The organism is Streptomyces sp. 7R007 (genome assembly GCF_054850255.1).
In genome coordinates this window covers 1-19,631 of the sequence record NZ_JBTWMV010000085.1, presented here as the reverse complement: position 1 = coordinate 19,631, position 19,631 = coordinate 1, and the positions used below count along the sequence as shown (strand labels likewise).

Below are 19,631 nucleotides of genomic sequence, written 5' to 3'. Positions count from 1 at the left end.
CCTAGGGGCGGACGGACCAGGGTCCGGCTGCCGGGCGAGGCTGCGGCGGTGGACGACGGGCGCCTGCCGGGGAGACGGGGCGTGGGCGCGTTCGCGGGCGGGTCGTGGTCGTCTTCCGGGGTAGCGGTAGGCGTCTTCGGGGCGGGGCGTGTGGTCCTCCGGGGTAGCGGTAGGCGTCTTCGGGGCGGGTCGTGGTCTTCCGAGGTAGCGGTAGGCGAATTCGGGGCGGCGCGTGGGTCGTCCTCCGGGTGAGGCCGTGGTCGTCCTCCGGGTGAGGTCGTGGTCGCTGGTCGGTCCGGGGCGTGGGCCTCGGGGTAGTCCCCTACGGGCAGGTTCGGGGTTTTTCTGGAACTCCGGGCCTGCCCGTCTCGTTTACCGTGGAGAGCGGCGCGGCGCGTGCCGTGAGCGGCCGGAAGGGGAGTGCAGTGGAAGCGGTGATCGCAGTGTTCGCCCTGCTGTTCGTGCTCTTCCTGGCGCTCGGCGCCTACGCCACGGTGAAGGTCGTCGGTGCCGCCAAGCGCGGCGTGGACCGCACCCTCACGCAGGCCCGGCGCACGGTCGAGGACCACACGCTGCGGGCCAAGTCCTTCGCCCAGCCCGGCGCCGCCGGCGAACTGGCCCAACTGCGCCTGAAACTGCGCACGTCCATGCGCGCCACGCAGGACGCGCTGCACGCGGGCGTGAGCGAGGACGAGTCGCTCAAGGAATCCCTGGCCCTCTTCAAACGCCTCAGCGCACACGGACACGAACTCGACGACGAGCTCAAGCGCCTGGAGTCCGAGCCGGACCGCACCGCGCTCGCCGAGCGGCTGCCCACCCTGCGCGAGCGCACCGAGCGCATCGTCACCTCCGCGGACTCCCTGCGCTGGGCGGCCCGCGACCGGGCCCGCCGCTTCGCCGACGACGACCTCGACGCCCTGAGCACCCAGATCGACATGGAGGCGGGCGCCCTGCGGCACTGGACGAGGCAGGAGCCGACGCCGGCCCCACCGCCCTGGCCCGAGGCCCCCGCGACCGGCGACGCCACACCCGGCCAGACCTGGCCCGAGCCACCCCGCCGGGACGCCGCCCAGGAGCCGGCCCGCCCCGCCATCACCCCGCCGGGCCGGCGCCCCGCCTACCCCTGGCAGAAGAAACCCCGTCCCGAGAGCACCACTTGATCCGGTCAAGGTCTGCCCAGGTCAGCGAGGCCGGACTGCCGCCCGGGCGCTACGGCAGGTAACCTCCAGCTCATGTCCCGCCATGTCGCGATCGTCACCGATTCAACGGCCTACCTGCCGCCGCGGACGATGGAGCGCCACGGCATCACAGCGGTGCCGCTGACCGTGGTCCTGGGCGACCAGGCGCTGGACGAGGGCACCGAGATCTCCACCCGCTCCCTGGCCCAGGCACTCCAGAAGCGCCGTCCGGTCACCACCTCGCGCCCCAGCCCGCAGGTCTTCGCCGAGACCTACCGCAAGGTCGCCGAGTCCGGCGCCGACGGCATCGTCTCCCTGCACCTGTCGGCGGAACTGTCGGGCACCTACGACGCGGCGGTCCTCGCGGCGCGCGAGGCCCCGGTGCCGGTACGGGTGGTGGACACCGGGATGGTCGCCATGGCGCTCGGCTTCTGCGCCCTCGCCGCCGCGGAGGCCGCGGAGGCGGGCGGGACCGTGGACGAGGCGGTCACGGCCGCGGAGAAGCGGGCCTCGGGCACCTCCGCCTACTTCTACGTCGACACCCTCGACTATCTGCGCCGCGGCGGCCGCATCGGCGCGGCCCGGGCGCTGCTGGGCTCCGCGCTCGCGGTGAAGCCGCTGCTGCAGCTGGCGGGCGGCCGGATCGAGCCGCTGGAGAAGGTCCGTACGGCGTCGAAGGCGATCGCCCGCCTGGAGGAGATCGTCGCCGACCGCGCCGGCAGCGCGCAGGTCGACATCGCCGTCCACCATCTCGCCGCCCACGAGCGGGCGTCGGCACTGGCGGACCGGCTGCGGGTGCGGGTGCCGGGACTGGCCGACCTGCATGTGAGCGAGGTGGGGGCGGTGATCGGGGCGCATACGGGGCCCGGGTTGCTGGGGGCTGTGGTGTCGCCGCGGTGACGGAACCGGTGACGGGGTTGTCCTCGGCGTCCCTCGTGTGAGTGACCGACTTATCCACAACCGGTGGGTTGTCCCCGGGAATTGAGCAAGATCATCGCCAAGTGGCCGGGGTGCCCGATCCTCCTCGCATGGCACTTCGATCACGTCCACGCACAGCGACCGTTTCCAGTGGTCCGGGCCGGAGCCCCGCCTCGGACGGCAGGACCCGTCATCGCCGCTCGCCGGCGCGGGGCCGGGGCCGGCAGCGCACGGCGTCGGCGCGGGAACTCCGGCGCCGGGCGGAGCTGCTCTTCCCCGAACGCCCGGCCGAGCCGTTGCCCCAACCCCCGCCCGACTGGCGGGAGTCGGAGGCGGGGCCGCCGACCGCGGGCGCCCTGGGGGAAGGCGCCGCCGGCCCTGCCGACAGCGAAGACGAAGACGTCGGGTGGCCGGCCTGGCAGACGCGGGCCGGGCTCGCGCTGCGGGAGCGCATGCCCCTGTGGCTGCAGACCAGGTGCGGCCTGGAGCGGCGGAACGTGCTCGCGCTCACCGCCCTGCTCGTCGTCGCCGCCGTGTTCGCGGTGCAACACTTCTGGGCGGGCCGCAGCCAGACGGTGCCGGCGCCGGAGGTGGTGCGCGCGGCGGCGCCCTACGGCGGGCGAGGGGAACGGAAGGAGCCCGGGCCGGGCGGGGGCGGCTCGGCGCAGGCGGTGGGGGCGCCGGGTGCCGTGGGCACGGCGGGGGCCGAGATCGTCGTGGACGTCAGCGGCAAGGTCCGGCATCCCGGGATCCACCGTCTGCCGGCCGGTTCACGGGTCGTCGACGCGCTGCGGGCGGCGGGCGGGGTGCGCCCCGGCACCAGCACGGCGGGACTCAACCAGGCCCGTTTCCTCGTGGACGGCGAGCAGGTGGTCGTCGGTGCCCCCGCGGCGCCCGTCCCGGCCCCCGGGCCCGCAGCCGCGGGTGCGGCTTCCGGCACCGGCCCCGCGGCACCGGTCTCCCTCAACACGGCCACCGTGGACCAGCTCGACACCCTGCCGGGGGTGGGGCCGGTGCTGGCCCGGCACATCGTCGACTACCGCGCCCAGCACGGCGGCTTCCGCTCGGTGGACGAACTGCGCGAGGTCAACGGCATCGGCGACCGCCGCTTCGCCGATCTGCGGAATCTCGTACGGCCATGAGCGCGACGACCGATGCGGAGCGGTCGCCGGTCCACGCGGCCTCCGGGCGGCGGCTCGGCGTCGCCCACCCCCGGCAGGAAGGACCGGTGGACCTGCGGCTCGTGCCGCCCGCGATCGCCGTGTGGGTGACGGCCGCGCTGACGCTGGACGCGTCGGCGGGGTGGGTCACGGGCGTGGCGGTGGGCTGTGCCGTCGGAGCCGGGTTGCTGCTCGCGCGGACGAGGGCCGGGGGAGCGCCGGTTCCGGGGTGGCCGCGGGCCTCCGTCGCGGCGGTGCTGCTGTCTGTCGCCGCCGCGGCCGTCTCCGCGGGGCTGCACGGCAGCGACCTGCGGCGCGGACCCGTGCCGGGGCTGGCGCGGCAGTACGCCACCACGACCGCCGAGGCCGAGGTCACCGCCGACCCACGGCTCGCCCGGCCCCGGATCAGCGGGGACCACGCGGCTCCGGCCACGGCGGTGATCGCGGCGGACGTGCGGCGGGTGAGGCGGACGGACGGGACGGTGGTCACGGCGCGCACGCCGGTCCTGCTGATCGTGGACCTGGGGCCGGGGCGTCCCGGCGCGGCTCCCTCCTCGCCCTGGCTCGACCTGCTGCCCTCCACCCGGCTGCGGGTCACCGCCCGGCTGGCTCCGCCGCTCGTCGGCGGCGACCGGGTGGCCGGGGTGCTGCGGGTGCGCGGGAAGGCCCCGCCCGAGGTGGTCGGCGGGCCGTCCGGGACGCAGCGGTGGGCCGGGCGGCTGCGGGCCGGGCTGCGGGAGGCGACCGACGGCCTGCCGGCGGACGCCCGGGCGCTGCTGCCGGGACTGGTCGTCGGGGACACCGCGCGGATCACGCCGGAGCTGGACGAGGCCTTCAAGGAGACGGACCTGGCGCACACGCTCGCCGTGTCCGGGAGCAACCTCACGATCATCCTGGCGCTGCTGGTCGGGCCGCCCGGACTGGCCTCGCTGGCGGAGCGGCGGGGGCTCGCGCCACGGCTCGGCATCCCGCTGCGGACGACTGCGCTGCTCGGCGGGGTGCTCACCCTCGGGTTCGTCGTCGTGTGCCGGCCGGACCCGAGCGTGCTGCGGGCGGCGGCCTGCGGAGCCGTCACGCTGCTCGCCCTGGCCACCGGGCGCCGCAGATCCCTGATCCCCGCGCTGGCCACGGCCGTTGTGGTGCTCGTGCTGTACGACCCGTGGCTGGCCCGCAGCTATGGCTTCCTGCTCTCCGTGCTGGCCACCGGCGCCCTGCTCACCGTCGCGCCCCGCTGGAGCGAGGCGCTGCGCCGGCGCCGGGTGCCGCCGCGGCTGGCGGAGGCACTGGCCGCGGCGGGTGCGGCGCAGGCGCTGTGCGCGCCGGTGGTCGCCGTGCTGTCGGCGCGGGTGAGCCTGGTGGCGGTGCCGTGCAACCTGCTCGCCGAGTTCGCGGTGGCGCCGGCCACGGTGTTCGGGTTCGCCGCGCTGGCGGCGGCGCCGGTGGCGATGCCGCTCGCCAAGGCGCTGGCCTGGTGCGCGAGTTGGCCCGCCGGATGGATCGCGGACGTGGCCCGTACCGGGGCCGCGCTGCCCGGTGGGGGAGTGGACTGGCCGGGAAGCTGGGGCGGCGCCGCGCTGCTCGGCCTGGTCACGGTGGCCGTGCTGGTGGCCGGACGGCGGCTGCTGCGGCATCCGGGGTGGTGCGTGGCCGTGGGGGTGCTGCTCGTCGTCGCGGTGGTGCAGCCGCCGCCGCTGACCAGGGTGATCACCGGGTGGCCGCCGCCGGGGTGGCGGCTGGCGATGTGCGACGTGGGGCAGGGGGACGCGACCGTGCTCGCGGCGGGGGACGGCAGCGGGGTGGTCGTGGACGCCGGGCCCGACCCCACCCTCGTCGACCGCTGCCTGCGCACCCTCGGCATCACCAGGATTCCGCTGCTCGTGCTGACCCACTTCCACGCCGACCACGTCGCCGGACTGCCCGGCGTGCTGCGCGGCCGGCAGGTGGGGGCGATCGAGACGACCGGGTTCGAGGAGCCCGCGGACCAGGCCGCGTTCGTCCACGCACAGGCGGCGGCACGGCACATCCCGCTCACCCGGGCGAGCGCCGGCGAGCAGCGCCGCACGGGCCCGCTCTCCTGGCGGGTGCTGTGGCCCCCGCCGGACCCCGCACCCGGCCCCGACGGACCGAACGACGCCAGCGTCGCCCTGCTCGTCCGCACGGCGGGGCTGCGGCTGCTGCTGCTCGGGGACCTCGAACCCCCGGCCCAGCAGGCGCTGTCGAGGTCACCCGAGGGCGTGCTGCTGGACCACGTCGACGTCCTCAAGGTCGCCCATCACGGTTCGGCCTACCAGGATCCGGAGCTGATACGCCGGGTCGCGCCCCGGCTGGCGCTCATCTCCGTCGGCGCGGACAACCCGTACGGCCATCCCGCCCCCGGCACGGTCGCCGCGCTGCGGGCCGAGGGCGCGGTGGTGCTGCGCACGGACCGGGACGGGGCGCTGGCGGTCACCGGGACGGGAGCGGAGCTGGGGGTGGTGCGGGACTGAGCGGACCGGACGGCATGACACTGGGGTCATGCACAGCGCACAGATCGACGCCTACCTCCGTCGCCTCGGAGTCGACCCCCCGGACCGGCCCGCCGCCCCCACCGTCGAGGTGCTGCGCGACCTGCACCTGCGTCACCTGCGGGCCGTGCCCTTCGAGAACCTGTCGATCCACCTCGGCGAGGAGATCGTGCTGGAGGAGGAGCGGCTGCTGGAGAAGGTGGTGGGGGCGCGGCGGGGCGGGTTCTGCTACGAACTGAACGGGGCGTTCGGTGTCCTGCTCGCCGCGCTCGGCTTCGAGGTCGCACTGCTCGCGGGGCGGGTGTTCGGGGACGAGGGGCGGCTGGGGATTCCGTACGACCATCTCGCGCTGCGCGTGCGGGCGGCGGACGGGAGCGAGTGGCTGGCCGACGTCGGGTTCGGGGCGCACAGCCACTGGCCGCTGGCGTTCGGGGAGCGGGGCGACCAGGCGGATCCGGCGGGTGTGTTCCGGATCGGGGAGGCGGGGCCCGACCTGGACGTCGTGATGAACGGCACACCGCAGTACCGCCTGGAGGTGCGGCCGCGCGAGCTCGGCGACTTCGTGGCCGGGGCGTGGTGGCACAGCACTTCGCCCCACTCGCACTTCACGCGGTCGCTGGTGTGCTCGCGGGTGGCGGAGGACGGCGGGCGGATCACGCTGAGCGGGCGCGTGGTCAAGACGACGGCCCCCGACGGGACACGCGGGGAGCGGGAGTTGGAGACGGACGAGGAGGTGCTGGCGCTGTACCGGGACGGCTTCGGGATCGAGCTGGACTGTGTGCCGGTTGTGCGAAATCCCCGTAGTCGGGGGTGATTCGGGCCACAGGGGGCGGGTCGTCGCTACTCGTGCGCAGGCGGTCCGTGTTGCCTCGAAAGCCGCATCGGTGATCGAATGCCTCTTCGGCAACACTTGATGTCGAGGCGCACAGGGGTGGCGTACATGTTCGGCCGCTGGCTGGAGAACCGAGCGAGCAGGGTGCAACGGACGAGTCCGCTGGCGGCGGTGCAGACCCCGCCGAGCGCCGGGGTGCTGAGCTGCCGGGTGCTCGACCCGGTCAACGAGCCGGTGACGCACGCGGAGTTCGCGGTGAGCGACACCATGGGGCGCAAGGTGGTCAGCGGGGGCACGGACCCCTACGGGTCGTTCGTGACGACGGTCCCGGCGGGGGAGTACCGGCTCGCGGTGTCGGCCGAGGGCTACGCGCCGTACCGGGCCAGCGCGACCGTCGCCGAGAACGCGCTCGCCTCGCTCGGTGACGTCACCCTCCAGGTGGCGCAGCCGCCGGAGCTGCCGGCGCCGGGGGACTGGGAGATCGAGCCGGCGCACTCCTCGATCGGGTTCACCGCGCGGCACATCGGGCTGGCCCGCATCCACGGGCGGTTCAACTCCTTCGCGGGGGCGGTGCGGATCGCGGAGCAGGTGGAGCGGTCGGCGATGCACGTGGTGATCGACGCGGCGTCCATCGACACGAACGTCAGGATGCGCGACGACCACCTGCGCTCGGCGGACTTCCTGGACGTGCAGCGGTTCCCGACGCTGGAGTTCTACAGCGAGCGGTTCGTGCACAAGGGCGGCAGCCGGTGGGCGGTGACGGGGGCGCTGTCGCTGCACGGGGTGACGCGCACGGTGACGCTCGACACCGAGTACCTCGGGCTGGGCAACGGCATGGAGGGCGAGGCGAGGGCCGCCTGCCGGGCCACGACGGAGCTGCACCGGGACGACTTCACGGTGAGCTGGCAGACGATGCTGGCGCGCGGGATCGCGGTGGTGGGGCCGAGCATCCGCGTCGAGCTGGACGTGCAGATCGTGCCCAAGGGCTGACCCGAGTCCGCGGCCGGCGGGGGTGGCGGAAAATGGGCGCGTGAGCGATGTGAGACATGTGCTGGTGCTGCCCGACCGCGACGCCGCGGAGGAGGCGGCCGCGGCGTTGGGCGAACGCTTCGGGCTCGACGAGGAGCCGCAACTGGTACGGGACGCTTTGGCCGGCGAGGACGACGCCGAGGACGCCCAGTGGCTGCTGGTACTGCGCGACGAGGAGGCCCGGCTGGACCCGGCGGAGCTGGACGCGTTCGCGGGGGAGTGGGAGGGGTGGCGGGAGGAGCCGTAGCCCCGCACCCGGCACCGGACGGCGTTGTCAGTGGGCCGTGCCATGCTGTACGCGATGGCCAGGAAGACTGCGAATGACGACCCTCTCGCCCCGGTGACGCTCGCCGTGGGCCAGGAGGACCTCCTGCTCGACCGTGCCGTGCAGGAGGTGGTGGCCGCCGCCAGGGCCGCCGACGCCGACACGGACGTACGCGACCTGACCCCGGACCAGCTGCAGCCCGGCACCCTCGCCGAGCTGACCAGCCCCTCGCTCTTCGCGGAGCGCAAGGTCGTGGTCGTACGCAACGCGCAGGACCTGTCCGCCGACACGGTCAAGGACGTGAAGGCGTATCTCGGTGCCCCCGCCGAGGAGATCACGCTGGTGCTGCTGCACGCGGGCGGCGCCAAGGGGAAGGCGCTGCTGGACGCCGCGCGCAAGGCGGGCGCCCGGGAGGTGGCCTGCCCCAAGATGACGAAGCCCGCCGACCGGCTGGCCTTCGTGCGGGGCGAGTTCCGGACGGTCGGCAGGTCGGCCACGCCGGAGGCCTGCCAGGCACTCGTCGACGCCATCGGCAGCGATCTGCGGGAGCTGGCGTCGGCCGTCTCCCAGCTCGTCGCCGACGTCGAGGGCACCATCGACGAGACCGTCGTCGGGCGGTACTACACCGGCCGCGCCGAGGCCTCCAGCTTCGAGGTCGCCGACCGGGCCGTGGAGGGACGGGCCGCCGAGGCCCTGGAGGCGCTGCGCTGGGCGCTGTCGACCGGCGTCGCGCCCGTGCTGATCACCAGCGCGCTCGCGCAGGGCGTCCGGGCCATCGGCAAGCTGTCGTCCGCGCGGGGCGGGCGGCCGGCCGATCTGGCGCGCGAGCTCGGGATGCCGCCCTGGAAGATCGACCGGGTGCGCCAGCAGATGCGGGGCTGGACGCCGGACGGGGTGGCCGTGGCCCTGCGGGCGGTCGCCGACGCCGACGCCGGGGTCAAGGGCGGCGGGGACGACCCCGAGTACGCGCTGGAGAAGGCGGTCGTGACCATCGCCCGAGCGGCGCGGTCCCGGGGCCGCGGTTGAGCACTCCGCCGGCCGTCGCCGCGGCCGGTCGGCGCTCGCCCGTCGGAGCGTCGTGGCCGGTCGCCCACATGGCGGAGCCGCACATGGACACCGCCCCCGCGCTCGGTCGGGGCGCCGCCGGTCAGGGCTGGGCGACGGGCATGCCGAAGGCCCCGTCGGCGTCCTGGGGAAGAGTGCCTGGCGGGGCCTTCGGTTCACGATGTCGAGCCCGTTCCCGCGTGGCGAACGCAGGCCGCGAACGGGCTCTCGGGTGCCGGACGGGGGCGGATGAGAGAGGGCCCGCCCTGGGTCCTTCCGGCGCTTCGGATCCCGGGGGATCCGGTCAGATCACAGAAGGTGTCAGCCCTTGAGGGTCGCGACCTTGGAAGCAAGCGCCGACTTCTTGTTGGCGGCCTGGTTCTTGTGGATGACGCCCTTCGAGACCGCCTTGTCGAGCTGACGCGCGGCAGCGCGCTGGAGCTCGGTGGCCTTCTCGACGTCACCCGCGGCAGCGGCCTCACGGGCCTTGCGGATCGCGGTCTTCAGGGAGGACTTGACGGCCTTGTTGCGCAGCCGGGCCTTCTCGTTGGTCTTGATCCGCTTGATCTGGGACTTGATGTTCGCCACTGATTGAGCCTTTTCAGGTTCAGGCACACGCCCGTGCGGGGCCCGTGCCAGGTGATTTCTTGAGGCGTGCCTCGCGCTGAGAGGGCATGAGACACAGCGACCCAGGCTACCAGTGGCCGGGCCGACGGCCCAAAACGGTCCCCGGTCCCCGCCCGTGGGACCATGGAGGCTACGTATCGATCCGACCCGAGACCGTCACCCTGCGGATACCTCAAGAATCAGGACCCTGCGTGCCCGCGACCCCTAACAATGTGCCCGAGCCGAGCCGTACCGACCCGGCTCTGATCCGCAACTTCTGCATCATCGCGCACATCGACCACGGCAAGTCCACGCTCGCCGACCGGATGCTCCAGCTGACCGGTGTGGTCGAGCAGCGGCAGATGCGTGCTCAGTACCTCGACCGCATGGACATCGAGCGTGAGCGCGGCATCACGATCAAGTCCCAGGCGGTGCGTCTGCCGTGGGCTCCCACCACGGACCCCGGCAACACGCACATCCTCAACATGATCGACACTCCGGGGCACGTCGACTTCACCTACGAGGTCTCGCGGTCGCTGGCCGCCTGCGAGGGGACCATCCTCCTCGTCGACGCCGCCCAGGGCATCGAGGCGCAGACCCTCGCCAACCTGTACCTGGCGATGGAGAACGACCTCACGATCATCCCCGTGCTGAACAAGATCGACCTGCCCGCCGCGCAGCCCGAGAAGTTCGCCGAGGAGCTCGCCAACCTCGTCGGCTGCGAGCCCGACGACGTGCTGCGCGTCTCCGCCAAGACCGGCGTGGGCGTCGACGCCCTGCTGGACAAGGTGGTCCGGGACATCCCGGCGCCGGTCGGCGTCGCCGACGCCCCCGCCCGCGCGATGATCTTCGACTCCGTTTACGACTCCTACCGCGGTGTCGTGACGTACGTCCGGGTCATCGACGGCCAGCTGAACAAGCGCGAGCGCATCAGGATGATGTCGACGGGCGCCACGCACGAGCTGCTGGAGATCGGCACCAACTCCCCGGAGATGCTGCCCGCGGACGGGCTCGGCGTCGGCGAGGTGGGCTACCTCATCACCGGCGTGAAGGACGTCCGCCAGTCCAAGGTCGGCGACACCGTCACCAGCCAGCAGAAGGGGGCGACGGAGGCGCTCGGCGGGTACAAGGACCCCAAGCCGATGGTCTTCTCCGGCCTGTATCCGCTGGACGGCTCCGACTACCCCGAGCTGCGCGAGGCCCTCGACAAGCTCCAGCTCAACGACGCCGCCCTGGTCTACGAGCCGGAGACCTCCGCCGCCCTCGGCTTCGGCTTCCGCGTCGGCTTCCTCGGCCTGCTCCACCTCGACGTCATCCGCGAGCGGCTGGAGCGCGAGTTCGGTCTCGACCTCATCGCCACCGCGCCCAACGTGGTCTACCGCGTGATCATGGAGGACGGCACCGAGCACGTCGTCACCAACCCGAGCGAGTTCCCCGAGGGCAAGATCGACGAGGTCTACGAGCCCGTCGTGCGCGCCACCATCCTCGCGCCGACCGAGTTCATCGGCGCGATCATGGAGCTGTGCCAGACCCGGCGCGGAACCCTGCTGGGCATGGACTACCTCTCCGAGGACCGGGTCGAGATCCGCTACACCCTGCCGCTCGCCGAGATCGTCTTCGACTTCTTCGACCAGCTGAAGTCCAAGACGCGCGGCTACGCCTCCCTCGACTACGAGCCCACCGGCGAGCAGTCCAGCTCCCTGGTCAAGGTCGACATCCTGCTGCACGGCGACAAGGTCGACGCGTTCTCCGCGATCACCCACAAGGACCAGGCGTACGCGTACGGCGTCCGGCTCGTCGCCAAGCTCAAGGAGCTCATCCCGCGGCAGAACTTCGAGGTGCCGGTGCAGGCCGCCATCGGTTCCCGGGTGATCGCCCGCGAGACCATCCGCGCCATCCGCAAGGACGTCCTCGCCAAGTGCTACGGCGGTGACATCTCCCGTAAGCGCAAGCTGCTGGAGAAGCAGAAGGAGGGCAAGAAGCGGATGAAGATGGTGGGTTCCGTGGAGGTTCCGCAGGAGGCCTTCATCGCGGTCCTCAGCAGCGATGACAGCGCGGGATCGGCCAAGAGCAAGAAGTAACCACCCGTAACCGCCGGTCGCCGCGGCAAACCGGGCGCAACAGGGGTCCGTCGTACGAAAGCGCGACGGGCCCCTACGCGCGCGTAGGGTCGCTCTCTGTAGGAAGTGACAGGCCGCCGCCTCTTACGAACCGGGCGGTCGGGCTCTACTCTGATCTCTGCTCGATAGTTACTCGCGAGTTAAACAAACGCTACTGCGTGAAGCCAGCCGCACTTGAGCCAGCGCACTGTCGCGGGCCCCGGAGGATGTCGTGAGCGACACACAGACACTGATCGAGAACCGGCCGCCGAGCGTGGCGACCCTCTTCCTGGAGCGCGTGGCGGCCACGCCGGACGCCGAGGCATACCGCTACCCCGTGCCGCCCGCCTCGGGCGAGGGCCCCGACGACTGGAAGTCGCTGAGCTGGGCCCAGGCCGCCGAGCGGGTCTTCGCGATCGCGGCGGGTCTCATCGAGCTCGGTGTGCAGCCGGAGCAGCGCGTCGCCCTCGCCTCCTCCACCCGGATCGAGTGGATCCTCGCCGACCTCGGCATCATGTGCGCGGGCGCCGCGACGACCACGATCTACCCGCAGACCAACGCCGACGAGTCCGCGTTCATCCTCTCCGACTCCGAGAGCCGGGTGCTGATCGCGGAGAACGCCGACCAGCTGGCCAAGGCCCGGGCCAAGCGCGCGGAGCTGCCCGAGCTCGGCCATGTCGTGGTCATCGACGCGGCCGGCGTCGAGACCGGCGACGGCGTGCTCACCCTCGCCGAGCTGGAGGCCCGGGGCGCCGCCCACCTGGAGAAGAACCCGGACCTGATCAAGGAGCGGGTCGGCAAGATCACCAGGGACCAGCTGGCCACCCTGATCTACACCTCCGGCACCACCGGGCGCCCCAAGGGCGTGCGGCTGCCGCACGACAACTGGGCGTACATGGCGAAGGCGATCGCCGCGACCGGTCTGATCAGCGAGTCGGACGTGCAGTACCTGTGGCTGCCCCTAGCGCACGTCTTCGGCAAGGTGCTCACCTCCGGGCAGATCGAGGTCGGGCACGTCACCGCCGTCGACGGCCGCGTGGACAAGATCATCGAGAACCTGCCGGTGGTCAAGCCGACCTACATGGCGGCCGTCCCGCGCATCTTCGAGAAGGTCTACAACGGGGTCGCGGCCAAGGCCCGGGCCGGCGGCGGCGCCAAGTACAAGATCTTCCAGTGGGCCGCCGAGGTCGCGCGCGAGTACGCCAAGGTCGCGCAGGACAACTTCCGGCGCACCGGCACGATGTCCGTGCCGTTCGCGCTGGGCGCCAAGCACAAGGTCGCCGACGCGCTGGTGTACGCCAAGATCCGCGAGGCGTTCGGCGGGAACCTGCGGGCGTGCGTCTCCGGCTCGGCGGCCCTCGCCCCCGAGATCGGCTACTTCTTCTCCGGCGCCGGCATCCACATCCTGGAGGGCTACGGCCTCACGGAGTCCTCGGCGGCCTCCTTCGTCAACCCCGGCGAGGCCTACCGCACCGGCACGGTCGGCAAGCCGCTGCCCGGCACCGAGGTCCGCATCGCGGACGACGGCGAGATCCTGCTGCGCGGCCCCGGCATCATGCAGGGCTACCACGGGCTGCCCGAGAAGACGGCGGAGGTCCTGGAGGCCGACGGCTGGTTCCACACCGGTGACATCGGCGAGCTGTCGCCCGACGGGTACCTGCGCATCACCGACCGCAAGAAGGACCTCATCAAGACCTCCGGCGGCAAGTACATCGCGCCCGCCGAGGTCGAGGGGCAGTTCAAGGCGGTGTGCCCGTACGTGTCCAACATCCTCGTGCACGGAGCCGACCGGAACTTCTGCACCGCCCTCATCGCGCTGGACGAGCCGTCCATCCTGGAGTGGGCCAAGGAGAACGGGCTGGAGGGCAGGTCCTACGCGGAGATCGTGGCCGCGCCGGCGACCGTGGAGATGGTCCAGGGCTACGTCACGCAGCTCAACGAGGGGCTCCAGCGCTGGCAGACCATCAAGAAGTTCCGGCTGCTGCCCCGGGACCTCGACGTGGAGCACGGGGAGATCACGCCGAGTCTGAAGCTGAAGCGCCCGGTGGTGGAGCGGGAGTACAAGCATCTGATCGACGAGATGTACGCCGGTACGCGGGAGGCGTGACCTCACGCAACTCCCGGACCTGGGCGCGCAGTTGCTCCAGGTCCGGGGGCTCTGTCCCGTTGAGCCGCTCCTCCAGCTCCGCCAGGCGGGAGTCCAGCTCCCCGTACAGCCGCTCCAGTTGCCGGCTCTTGCGGTACAGGTCCAGGAACACGGTGACCTTGGCGCGCAGCACCCAGGGGTCGAAGGGCTTGGTCAGGTAGTCGGCGGCGCCGGTGGCGTAGCCGCGGAAGGCGTAACCGGAGTCCTCCTCCGCGCCGGTGAGGAAGATGATCGGCACGTCCTTGGTCTGGTCGAGCCGTTTGATGTTGGCGGCCGTCTCGAAACCGTCCATGCCCGGCATGCGGACGTCGAGCAGGACGAGGGCGAAGTGCCGGCGCAGCAGCGCCTTCATCGCCTCCTCGCCCGAACGCGCCCGCACCAGCGGCTCGTTGAGGGAGCCCAGGACGGCCTCCAGGGCGATCAGGTTGTCCTCCATGTCGTCCACGAGGAGGATGCTGGCGCGCTCGTCGGTCGTGACCTCGACGCTCATGTGACAGTGCCTCATTCGGGTTCGGGCGCCGGCGCGGCCGCCGCCTCCTCGGCATCGGTCTGCTCCTCGCGGCCCGCGCCCTCCGGATCGAGGAGCGCGCACACCACCGTCAGCAACTGGTCCACGTCCACCGGCTTCGGGACGTAGTCGTTGGCGCCCCGCGCGATGGACTTCTCGCGGTCCCCGGGCATCGCCTTCGCGGTGAGCGCGACGATGGGCAGGCCCGACCAGCGGGTAGTGCGGCGGATGGCGGAGATGGTCTCGTAGCCGTCCATCTCCGGCATCATGATGTCCATCAGGACGAGTTCCACGTCCGGGTTGCGCTCCAGGGTCTCGATGCCCTCGCGGCCGTTCTCCGCGTACAGCACCGGCATGCCGACCCGGCCCAGGACATGGGTGAGGGCGAAGACGTTGCGGATGTCGTCGTCGACGATCAGCACCCGCCGGCCCGGCAGGACCTGCCCGGCCCGGCCGCGCTTCCACGCCTCCAGCTTGGTCGGCGCCGGCCACGAGTCGTCGGTGTCGTGCGCGGCCGGGAAGTGCTCGGCGGACTGCTGCTGCGGCACCGGCAGCGGGCGGTCCTCCGTGGCCGGGGGCGCGGTGTGGCCGGGGCTGACGACGGGGACGTACAGCGTGAAGGTGGAGCCCGCGCCGGGCTCGCTCTCGGCGACGATACGGCCGCCCAGCAGGCCCGCGATCTCACGGCTGATGGACAGCCCGAGGCCCGTGCCGCCGTACTTGCGGTTGGTGGTGCCGTCGGCCTGCTGGAACGCCTCGAAGATCACCGGGAGCTTCTCCGGCGCGATGCCGATACCCGTGTCGGAGACGGCGAAGGCGACGACCTCGTCGCCGCCCTGCACCCAGTGGTGCTCGGGGTCGTTGACCCGGGTCACGCGCAGCTCGACCCGGCCCGTCGCGGTGAACTTGATCGCGTTGGACAGCAGGTTGCGCAGGATCTGCTGCAGGCGCTGCTCGTCGGAGTACATCTCGCGCGGCACGTCCTCGCCCACGGCGACCTCGAAGGCGAGCCCCCGGTCGAGGGTGAGCGGGCGGAAGGTGGCGTGGACGTAGTCGAGCAGCTTGATCAGCGGCAGCTTCTTCGGGCGTACGTCCATCCGGCCGGCCTCGATCTTCGACAGGTCCAGGATGTCGTTGATCAGCTGGAGGAGGTCGGAGCCGGAGCGGTGGATCGTCGTCGCGAACTGGACCTCCTGGTCGGAGAGATGGCCGTCCGGGTTGTCGGACAGCAGCCGGGCCAGGATCAGCAGCGAGTTGAGCGGGGTGCGCAGCTCGTGGGACATGTTCGCCAGGAACTCCGACTTGTACTGGGAGCTGGTGGCCAGCAGGGCCGCCTTCTCCTCCAGTTCGGCGTTCGAGCGCTGCAACTCCGCCTGCTGCTTCTGCAGTTCGTCCGAGCGTTCCTGCAACTGCATGGCCAGGCGCTGGGACTCGCCGAGCAGGGACTCGGTGCGGGAGTTGGCGATGATGGTGTTGATGGCGACGCCGATGGTGTTCACGAACTGGTCGAAGAACGCCAGGTGGACGTCGGAGAAGCGGGAGAAGGAGGCCAGCTCGATCACGCCGAGGAGCTTGTCCTCGAAGAGGATCGGGATGATGACGACGCTGGTCGGGGCGGCCTCGCCCAGACCGCTGCTGATCTTGATGTAGTCCGGCGGGGCCTCCTCGACGAGGATCCGCTTCTTCTCCCGGGCCGCCTGGCGGACCAGGCCGTGCACCGGCAGCCCGCCGGTCTCCACCGTGGCCTCCTGCGCGGCGCCGTAACCGGCGATGAACGCCAGTCCCTTTGCAGGAACGGTTGTGCGGAGAGAGGTGCCGGCCTCGTCCGGATCGGCCAGGAAGAACGCGCCGTACTGGGCGTTCACCAGCGGCGTCAGCTCCCGCAGGATCAGGTCGGCGACCTCCATCAGGTCCCGGTGGCCCTGCATCAGCGCGGCCAGCCGGGCCAGGTTCGACTCCAGCCAGTCCTTGGCGCGGGTCGTCTCGCGCAGGTTGGCCACCATCAGGTTGATGTTGTCCTTCAGCTCGGCGACCTCGCCGCGCGCCTCCACCGTGATCGAGCGGGACATGTCGCCCTGGGCCACCGCGGAGGCCACCTCGGCGATCGCCCGGACCTGGGTGGTCAGATTCGACGCCAGTTCGTTCACGTTGGTGGTCAGCCGCTTCCAGGTGCCGTACACGCCCTCCACCCGCGCCTGGCCGCCCAGTTGGCCCTCCGAGCCGACCTCGCGGGCCACCCGGGTGACCTCGGAGGAGAACGAGGACAGGGTGTCGACCATGGTGTTGATGGCCGTCTTCAGCTCCAGGATCTCGCCGCGCGCGTCCACGTCGATCTTCTTCGACAGGTCGCCGTTGGCGACGGCCGTGGTCACCTGGGCGATGTTGCGGACCTGCGACGTGAGGTTGTCCGCCATGTAGTTGACGTTGTCGGTCAGATCCCGCCAGACACCGGACACACCCAGTACCTGCGCCCGGCCGCCCAGCCGGCCGTCCGTGCCGACCTCGCGGGCCACGCGCGTCACCTCGTCGGCGAAGGCGCGCAGCTGCTCCACCATCGTGTTGACGGTGTCCTTGAGTTCGAGGATCTCGCCGCGCGCGTCGACGGTGATCTTCTTCGACAGGTCGCCGTTGGCGACGGCCGTGGTCACCTGGGCGATGTTGCGCACCTGCGACGTGAGGTTCAGCGCCATGAAGTTGACGTTGTCCGTCAGGTCCTTCCAGACGCCCGAGACGCCCCGCACCTGCGCCTGGCCGCCGAGGTTGCCCTCGGTGCCGACCTCGCGGGCGACGCGGGTGACCTCGTCGGCGAAGGCGGAGAGCTGGTCCACCATGGTGTTGATCGTGGACTTCAGCTCCAGGATCTCCCCCTTCGCCTCCACCGTGATCTTCTTGCCGAGATCGCCCTGGGCGACCGCGGTGGACACCAGCGCGATGTTGCGGACCTGCGAGGTGAGGTTGTCCGCCATGAAGTTGACGTTCTCGGTCAGGTCCTTCCAGACCCCCGACACCCCGCGCACCTCGGCCCGTCCGCCGAGGTTGCCCTCGGTGCCGACCTCGCGAGCGACGCGGGTGACCTCGTCGGCGAAGGCGGAGAGCTGGTCCACCATGGTGTTGATGGTCGACTTCAGCTCCAGGATCTCGCCCTTGGCGTCGACCGTGATCTTCTGGCTCAGGTCGCCGTTGGCGACCGCGGTGGTCACCTGGGCGATGTTGCGCACCTGGGACGTGAGGTTGGACGCCATGAAGTTGACGTTGTCCGTCAGGTCCTTCCAGACGCCCGAGACGCCCCGCACCTGCGCCCGGCCGCCCAGCTGACCCTCGGTGCCGACCTCGCGGGCGACGCGGGTGACCTCGTCGGCGAAGGCGGAGAGCTGGTCCACCATCGTGTTCACGGTGAGCTTCAGCTCCAGCAGCTCGCCGGTCGCCTCCACCGTCACCGTACGGGTCAGGTCGCCGCGCGCCACCGCCGTCGTCACCAGGGCGATGTCCCGGACCTGGGCCGTCAGCCGCGCGGCCATCGTGTTGACCGCCTCGGTCACGTCCCGCCAACTGCCCGACAGCCCCTGCACCTTGGCCCGGCCGCCGAGCCGCCCCTCCGTGCCGACCTCGCGTGCGACCCGCGTCACCTCGCCGGTGAACAGCGACAACTGGTCGACCATCTTGTTCACGGCACGGCCCAGCCGCCGCAGGTCACCGCGCAACTGCCGGTTGCCGTCGTGCAGGTCGACCCGCTGGGTGAGGTCACCGCCGGCCACCGCGTCCAGCACCCGGGTGGCGTTCGCCGCCGGTGCCACCAGGGCGTCCAGCAACTGGTTGACATCGTTGACGCGGGTGGTCCAGGCGCCCTGGCCGGGGCTCGCCGACAGCCGCTCGTCGAGCCGGCCGTGCCGCACCAGCTCCCGCTTGACCCGCTGGATCTCGCCGTTGAAGTGACTGCTGCGGTCCACGATCTGGTTGAAGGCGGCGGTCAGCTCGGCCACCAGGCCGCCGGCGTCGCCCGTCTCCGGCACCTTGGCGAAGTCGCCGTCCCGGGCGGAGGTCATCGCGGCGAGCAGTGGCCGCAGCTCCGATGCTCGGATTTCGTCCGCTTTCTGACCGACTTCGCGTACATGCGTAGCACGGTTCTCACTCATGGCGGCCCACTTCGGTAACTCGGCGCTTATGGGCGTGGTCAGTCTGTCACTCTGTGGGCATCGACCGAGGCGAAATCGTCCGAACCGCTCGGGGAGCAGGGCATGGGGTCCATTCCGACAGCGCGGGAGACCGCTTTCCGCGCCCCCGCAGGGCCAGTTGGGGCGCGGGTGTCGGCGGACGGGGGAGCGGTTGCGGGGGCGCCCGCGCCCGAGAGCGGGAGTTGGTGTGCGCCGGCGCCCACGATTCTGTCCGGGACGCCGCACGCGCCCGGCTCCGCCCGTGCGGTGGTGCGGGCCGCGCTCGACGGCTGGGCGGCGGCGGGTTCCCCGCTGCCAGAACGGCTGGGCGAGGACGCCGTACTGGTCGCCAGCGAACTGGTCACCAACGCGGTCGTGCACGCCGGCACGGAGGTCTCGGTGGCCTGCCGACTGGAGGAGGCGACCGGCGCCCTCGTCGTCGAGGTCTCGGACCACCACCCCTCCCGCGCACCCCGCGACCCGGCCGCCGAGCCGCCGTACGGGACCGCGGAGTACGGCCGCGGCCTGCGCCTGGTCGCCACCCTCGCCGAATCCTGGGGCGTGACGTACCGCCGGGGGACGAAGACGGTGTGGGCACGGCTGCTGGAGAACCCGGACGGAGGCGCCGACGGGCGGCTCGTCGGGTGCGGGGAGGGGGATGGGGAGCGTGCGGGGCGGCTCGGCGCGTGCGGGGAGGGGGTTGGGGAGAGTGCGGGGCGGCTCGGCGCGTGCGGGGAGGGGGTTGGGGAGAGTGCCGGGCGGCTCGGCGCGTATGGGGAGGGGGTTGGGGAGCGTGCGGGGCGGCTCGTCGGGTGCGGGGAGGGGGTTGGGGAGCGTGCGGGGCGGCTCGTCGGGTGCGGGGAGGGGGTTGGGGAGCGTGCGGGGCGGCTCGGCGCGTGCGGGGAGGGGGGCGCGGGCGGTGTCGGGCGGGGTGTCGAGGACGGCGATCGCGAGGTGTCCGGGTTCCGGGGCGAGACCGGGCCGGCGGAGCTTGAGCTGGTGCGGGAGCCGGGCGCGGGGCGCGGCGGCACGGCACGAGCGGCGCGCCGGCTGGAGGTGGCCGGGCCCCGCGAGGACGCCGGAGCTGTGGAGTGGCGCGGCGGTCAGGGCTCCACGGAGGGTTCCGGGCCCGCGGAGCCTGCCGGGGACGTGAGCCTCGAACCCGCGGAGTGCGCCCAGTCCGCCGGTCCT

The 19,631-nt window shown here is 72.3% G+C and carries 14 protein-coding genes; 11 read left to right on the top strand and 3 right to left on the bottom strand.

Features of this window, described 5'->3' with window-relative positions; all coding sequences use genetic code 11:
- The first annotated feature begins 425 nt into the window (after positions 1 to 425).
- From ACYF6T_RS42695 to holA, 8 genes are all read left to right on the top strand, one after another.
- Complete coding sequence (locus ACYF6T_RS42695; protein ID WP_461703365.1) at positions 426 to 1,160, top strand: hypothetical protein; 735 nt, start codon at positions 426 to 428, stop codon at positions 1,158 to 1,160.
- Positions 1,161 to 1,232: 72 nt separating this feature from the next.
- Positions 1,233 to 2,078, top strand: a complete 846-nt coding sequence (locus tag ACYF6T_RS42690) for a DegV family protein (protein ID WP_461703364.1) — start codon at positions 1,233 to 1,235, stop codon at positions 2,076 to 2,078.
- Between the two features lie 128 nt (positions 2,079 to 2,206).
- Positions 2,207 to 3,238: a helix-hairpin-helix domain-containing protein gene (locus ACYF6T_RS42685; protein WP_461703363.1), complete on the top strand. Its 1,032-nt coding sequence runs from the start codon at positions 2,207 to 2,209 to the stop codon at positions 3,236 to 3,238.
- Entirely contained in the window at positions 3,235 to 5,742 is a 2,508-nt protein-coding gene (locus ACYF6T_RS42680) for a ComEC/Rec2 family competence protein (protein ID WP_461703362.1), read from the top strand. Before ACYF6T_RS42685 ends, ACYF6T_RS42680 begins: the two co-directional genes overlap by 4 nt.
- Positions 5,743 to 5,770: 28 nt before the next feature.
- Positions 5,771 to 6,574 carry an arylamine N-acetyltransferase family protein gene (locus ACYF6T_RS42675; RefSeq protein WP_461703361.1) on the top strand — a complete coding sequence of 268 codons (804 nt, stop codon included), beginning with the start codon at positions 5,771 to 5,773 and terminating at the stop codon, positions 6,572 to 6,574.
- Between the two features lie 126 nt (positions 6,575 to 6,700).
- Positions 6,701 to 7,582, top strand: coding sequence for a YceI family protein (locus tag ACYF6T_RS42670; RefSeq protein WP_461703366.1), 882 nt, complete (start codon positions 6,701 to 6,703; stop codon positions 7,580 to 7,582).
- Positions 7,583 to 7,622: 40 nt separating this feature from the next.
- Complete coding sequence (locus tag ACYF6T_RS42665; protein ID WP_461703360.1) at positions 7,623 to 7,868, top strand: hypothetical protein; 246 nt, start codon at positions 7,623 to 7,625, stop codon at positions 7,866 to 7,868.
- Positions 7,869 to 7,922: 54 nt separating this feature from the next.
- Positions 7,923 to 8,912, top strand: coding sequence for a DNA polymerase III subunit delta (holA, locus tag ACYF6T_RS42660; RefSeq protein WP_461703359.1), 990 nt, complete (start codon positions 7,923 to 7,925; stop codon positions 8,910 to 8,912).
- A 339-nt stretch (positions 8,913 to 9,251) separates the two neighbouring features.
- Here holA and rpsT read toward each other — a convergent pair whose 3' ends face one another.
- The gene (gene rpsT / locus ACYF6T_RS42655; protein ID WP_363088202.1) at positions 9,252 to 9,518 is read right to left on the bottom strand and encodes a 30S ribosomal protein S20; all 267 of its coding nucleotides are present in this window, start codon (positions 9,516 to 9,518) and stop codon (positions 9,252 to 9,254) included.
- A 230-nt stretch (positions 9,519 to 9,748) separates the two neighbouring features.
- Between rpsT and lepA the strand changes: the two genes are divergently transcribed.
- Entirely contained in the window at positions 9,749 to 11,617 is a 1,869-nt protein-coding gene (lepA, locus tag ACYF6T_RS42650; RefSeq protein WP_461703358.1) for a translation elongation factor 4, read from the top strand.
- Between the two features lie 250 nt (positions 11,618 to 11,867).
- Positions 11,868 to 13,742, top strand: coding sequence for an AMP-dependent synthetase/ligase (locus ACYF6T_RS42645; RefSeq protein ID WP_461703357.1), 1,875 nt, complete (start codon positions 11,868 to 11,870; stop codon positions 13,740 to 13,742).
- On the opposite strand, the gene ACYF6T_RS42640 is transcribed toward ACYF6T_RS42645, so the two are convergent.
- Both ACYF6T_RS42640 and ACYF6T_RS42635 read right to left on the bottom strand, forming a co-directional pair.
- On the bottom strand, positions 13,651 to 14,271 hold the full coding sequence (locus ACYF6T_RS42640) for a response regulator (RefSeq protein WP_461703356.1): 621 nt from the start codon (positions 14,269 to 14,271) through the stop codon (positions 13,651 to 13,653). The genes ACYF6T_RS42645 and ACYF6T_RS42640 overlap by 92 nt on opposite strands.
- A gap of 11 nt (positions 14,272 to 14,282) precedes the next feature.
- Positions 14,283 to 18,332, bottom strand: coding sequence for a HAMP domain-containing protein (locus ACYF6T_RS42635; RefSeq protein ID WP_461703355.1), 4,050 nt, complete (start codon positions 18,330 to 18,332; stop codon positions 14,283 to 14,285).
- 192 nt (positions 18,333 to 18,524) lie between these two features.
- Here ACYF6T_RS42635 and ACYF6T_RS42630 point away from each other — a divergent pair.
- Positions 18,525 to 19,631 (top strand): ATP-binding protein (locus ACYF6T_RS42630; protein WP_461703354.1); only part of this gene is annotated, 1,107 nt, incomplete at its 3' end.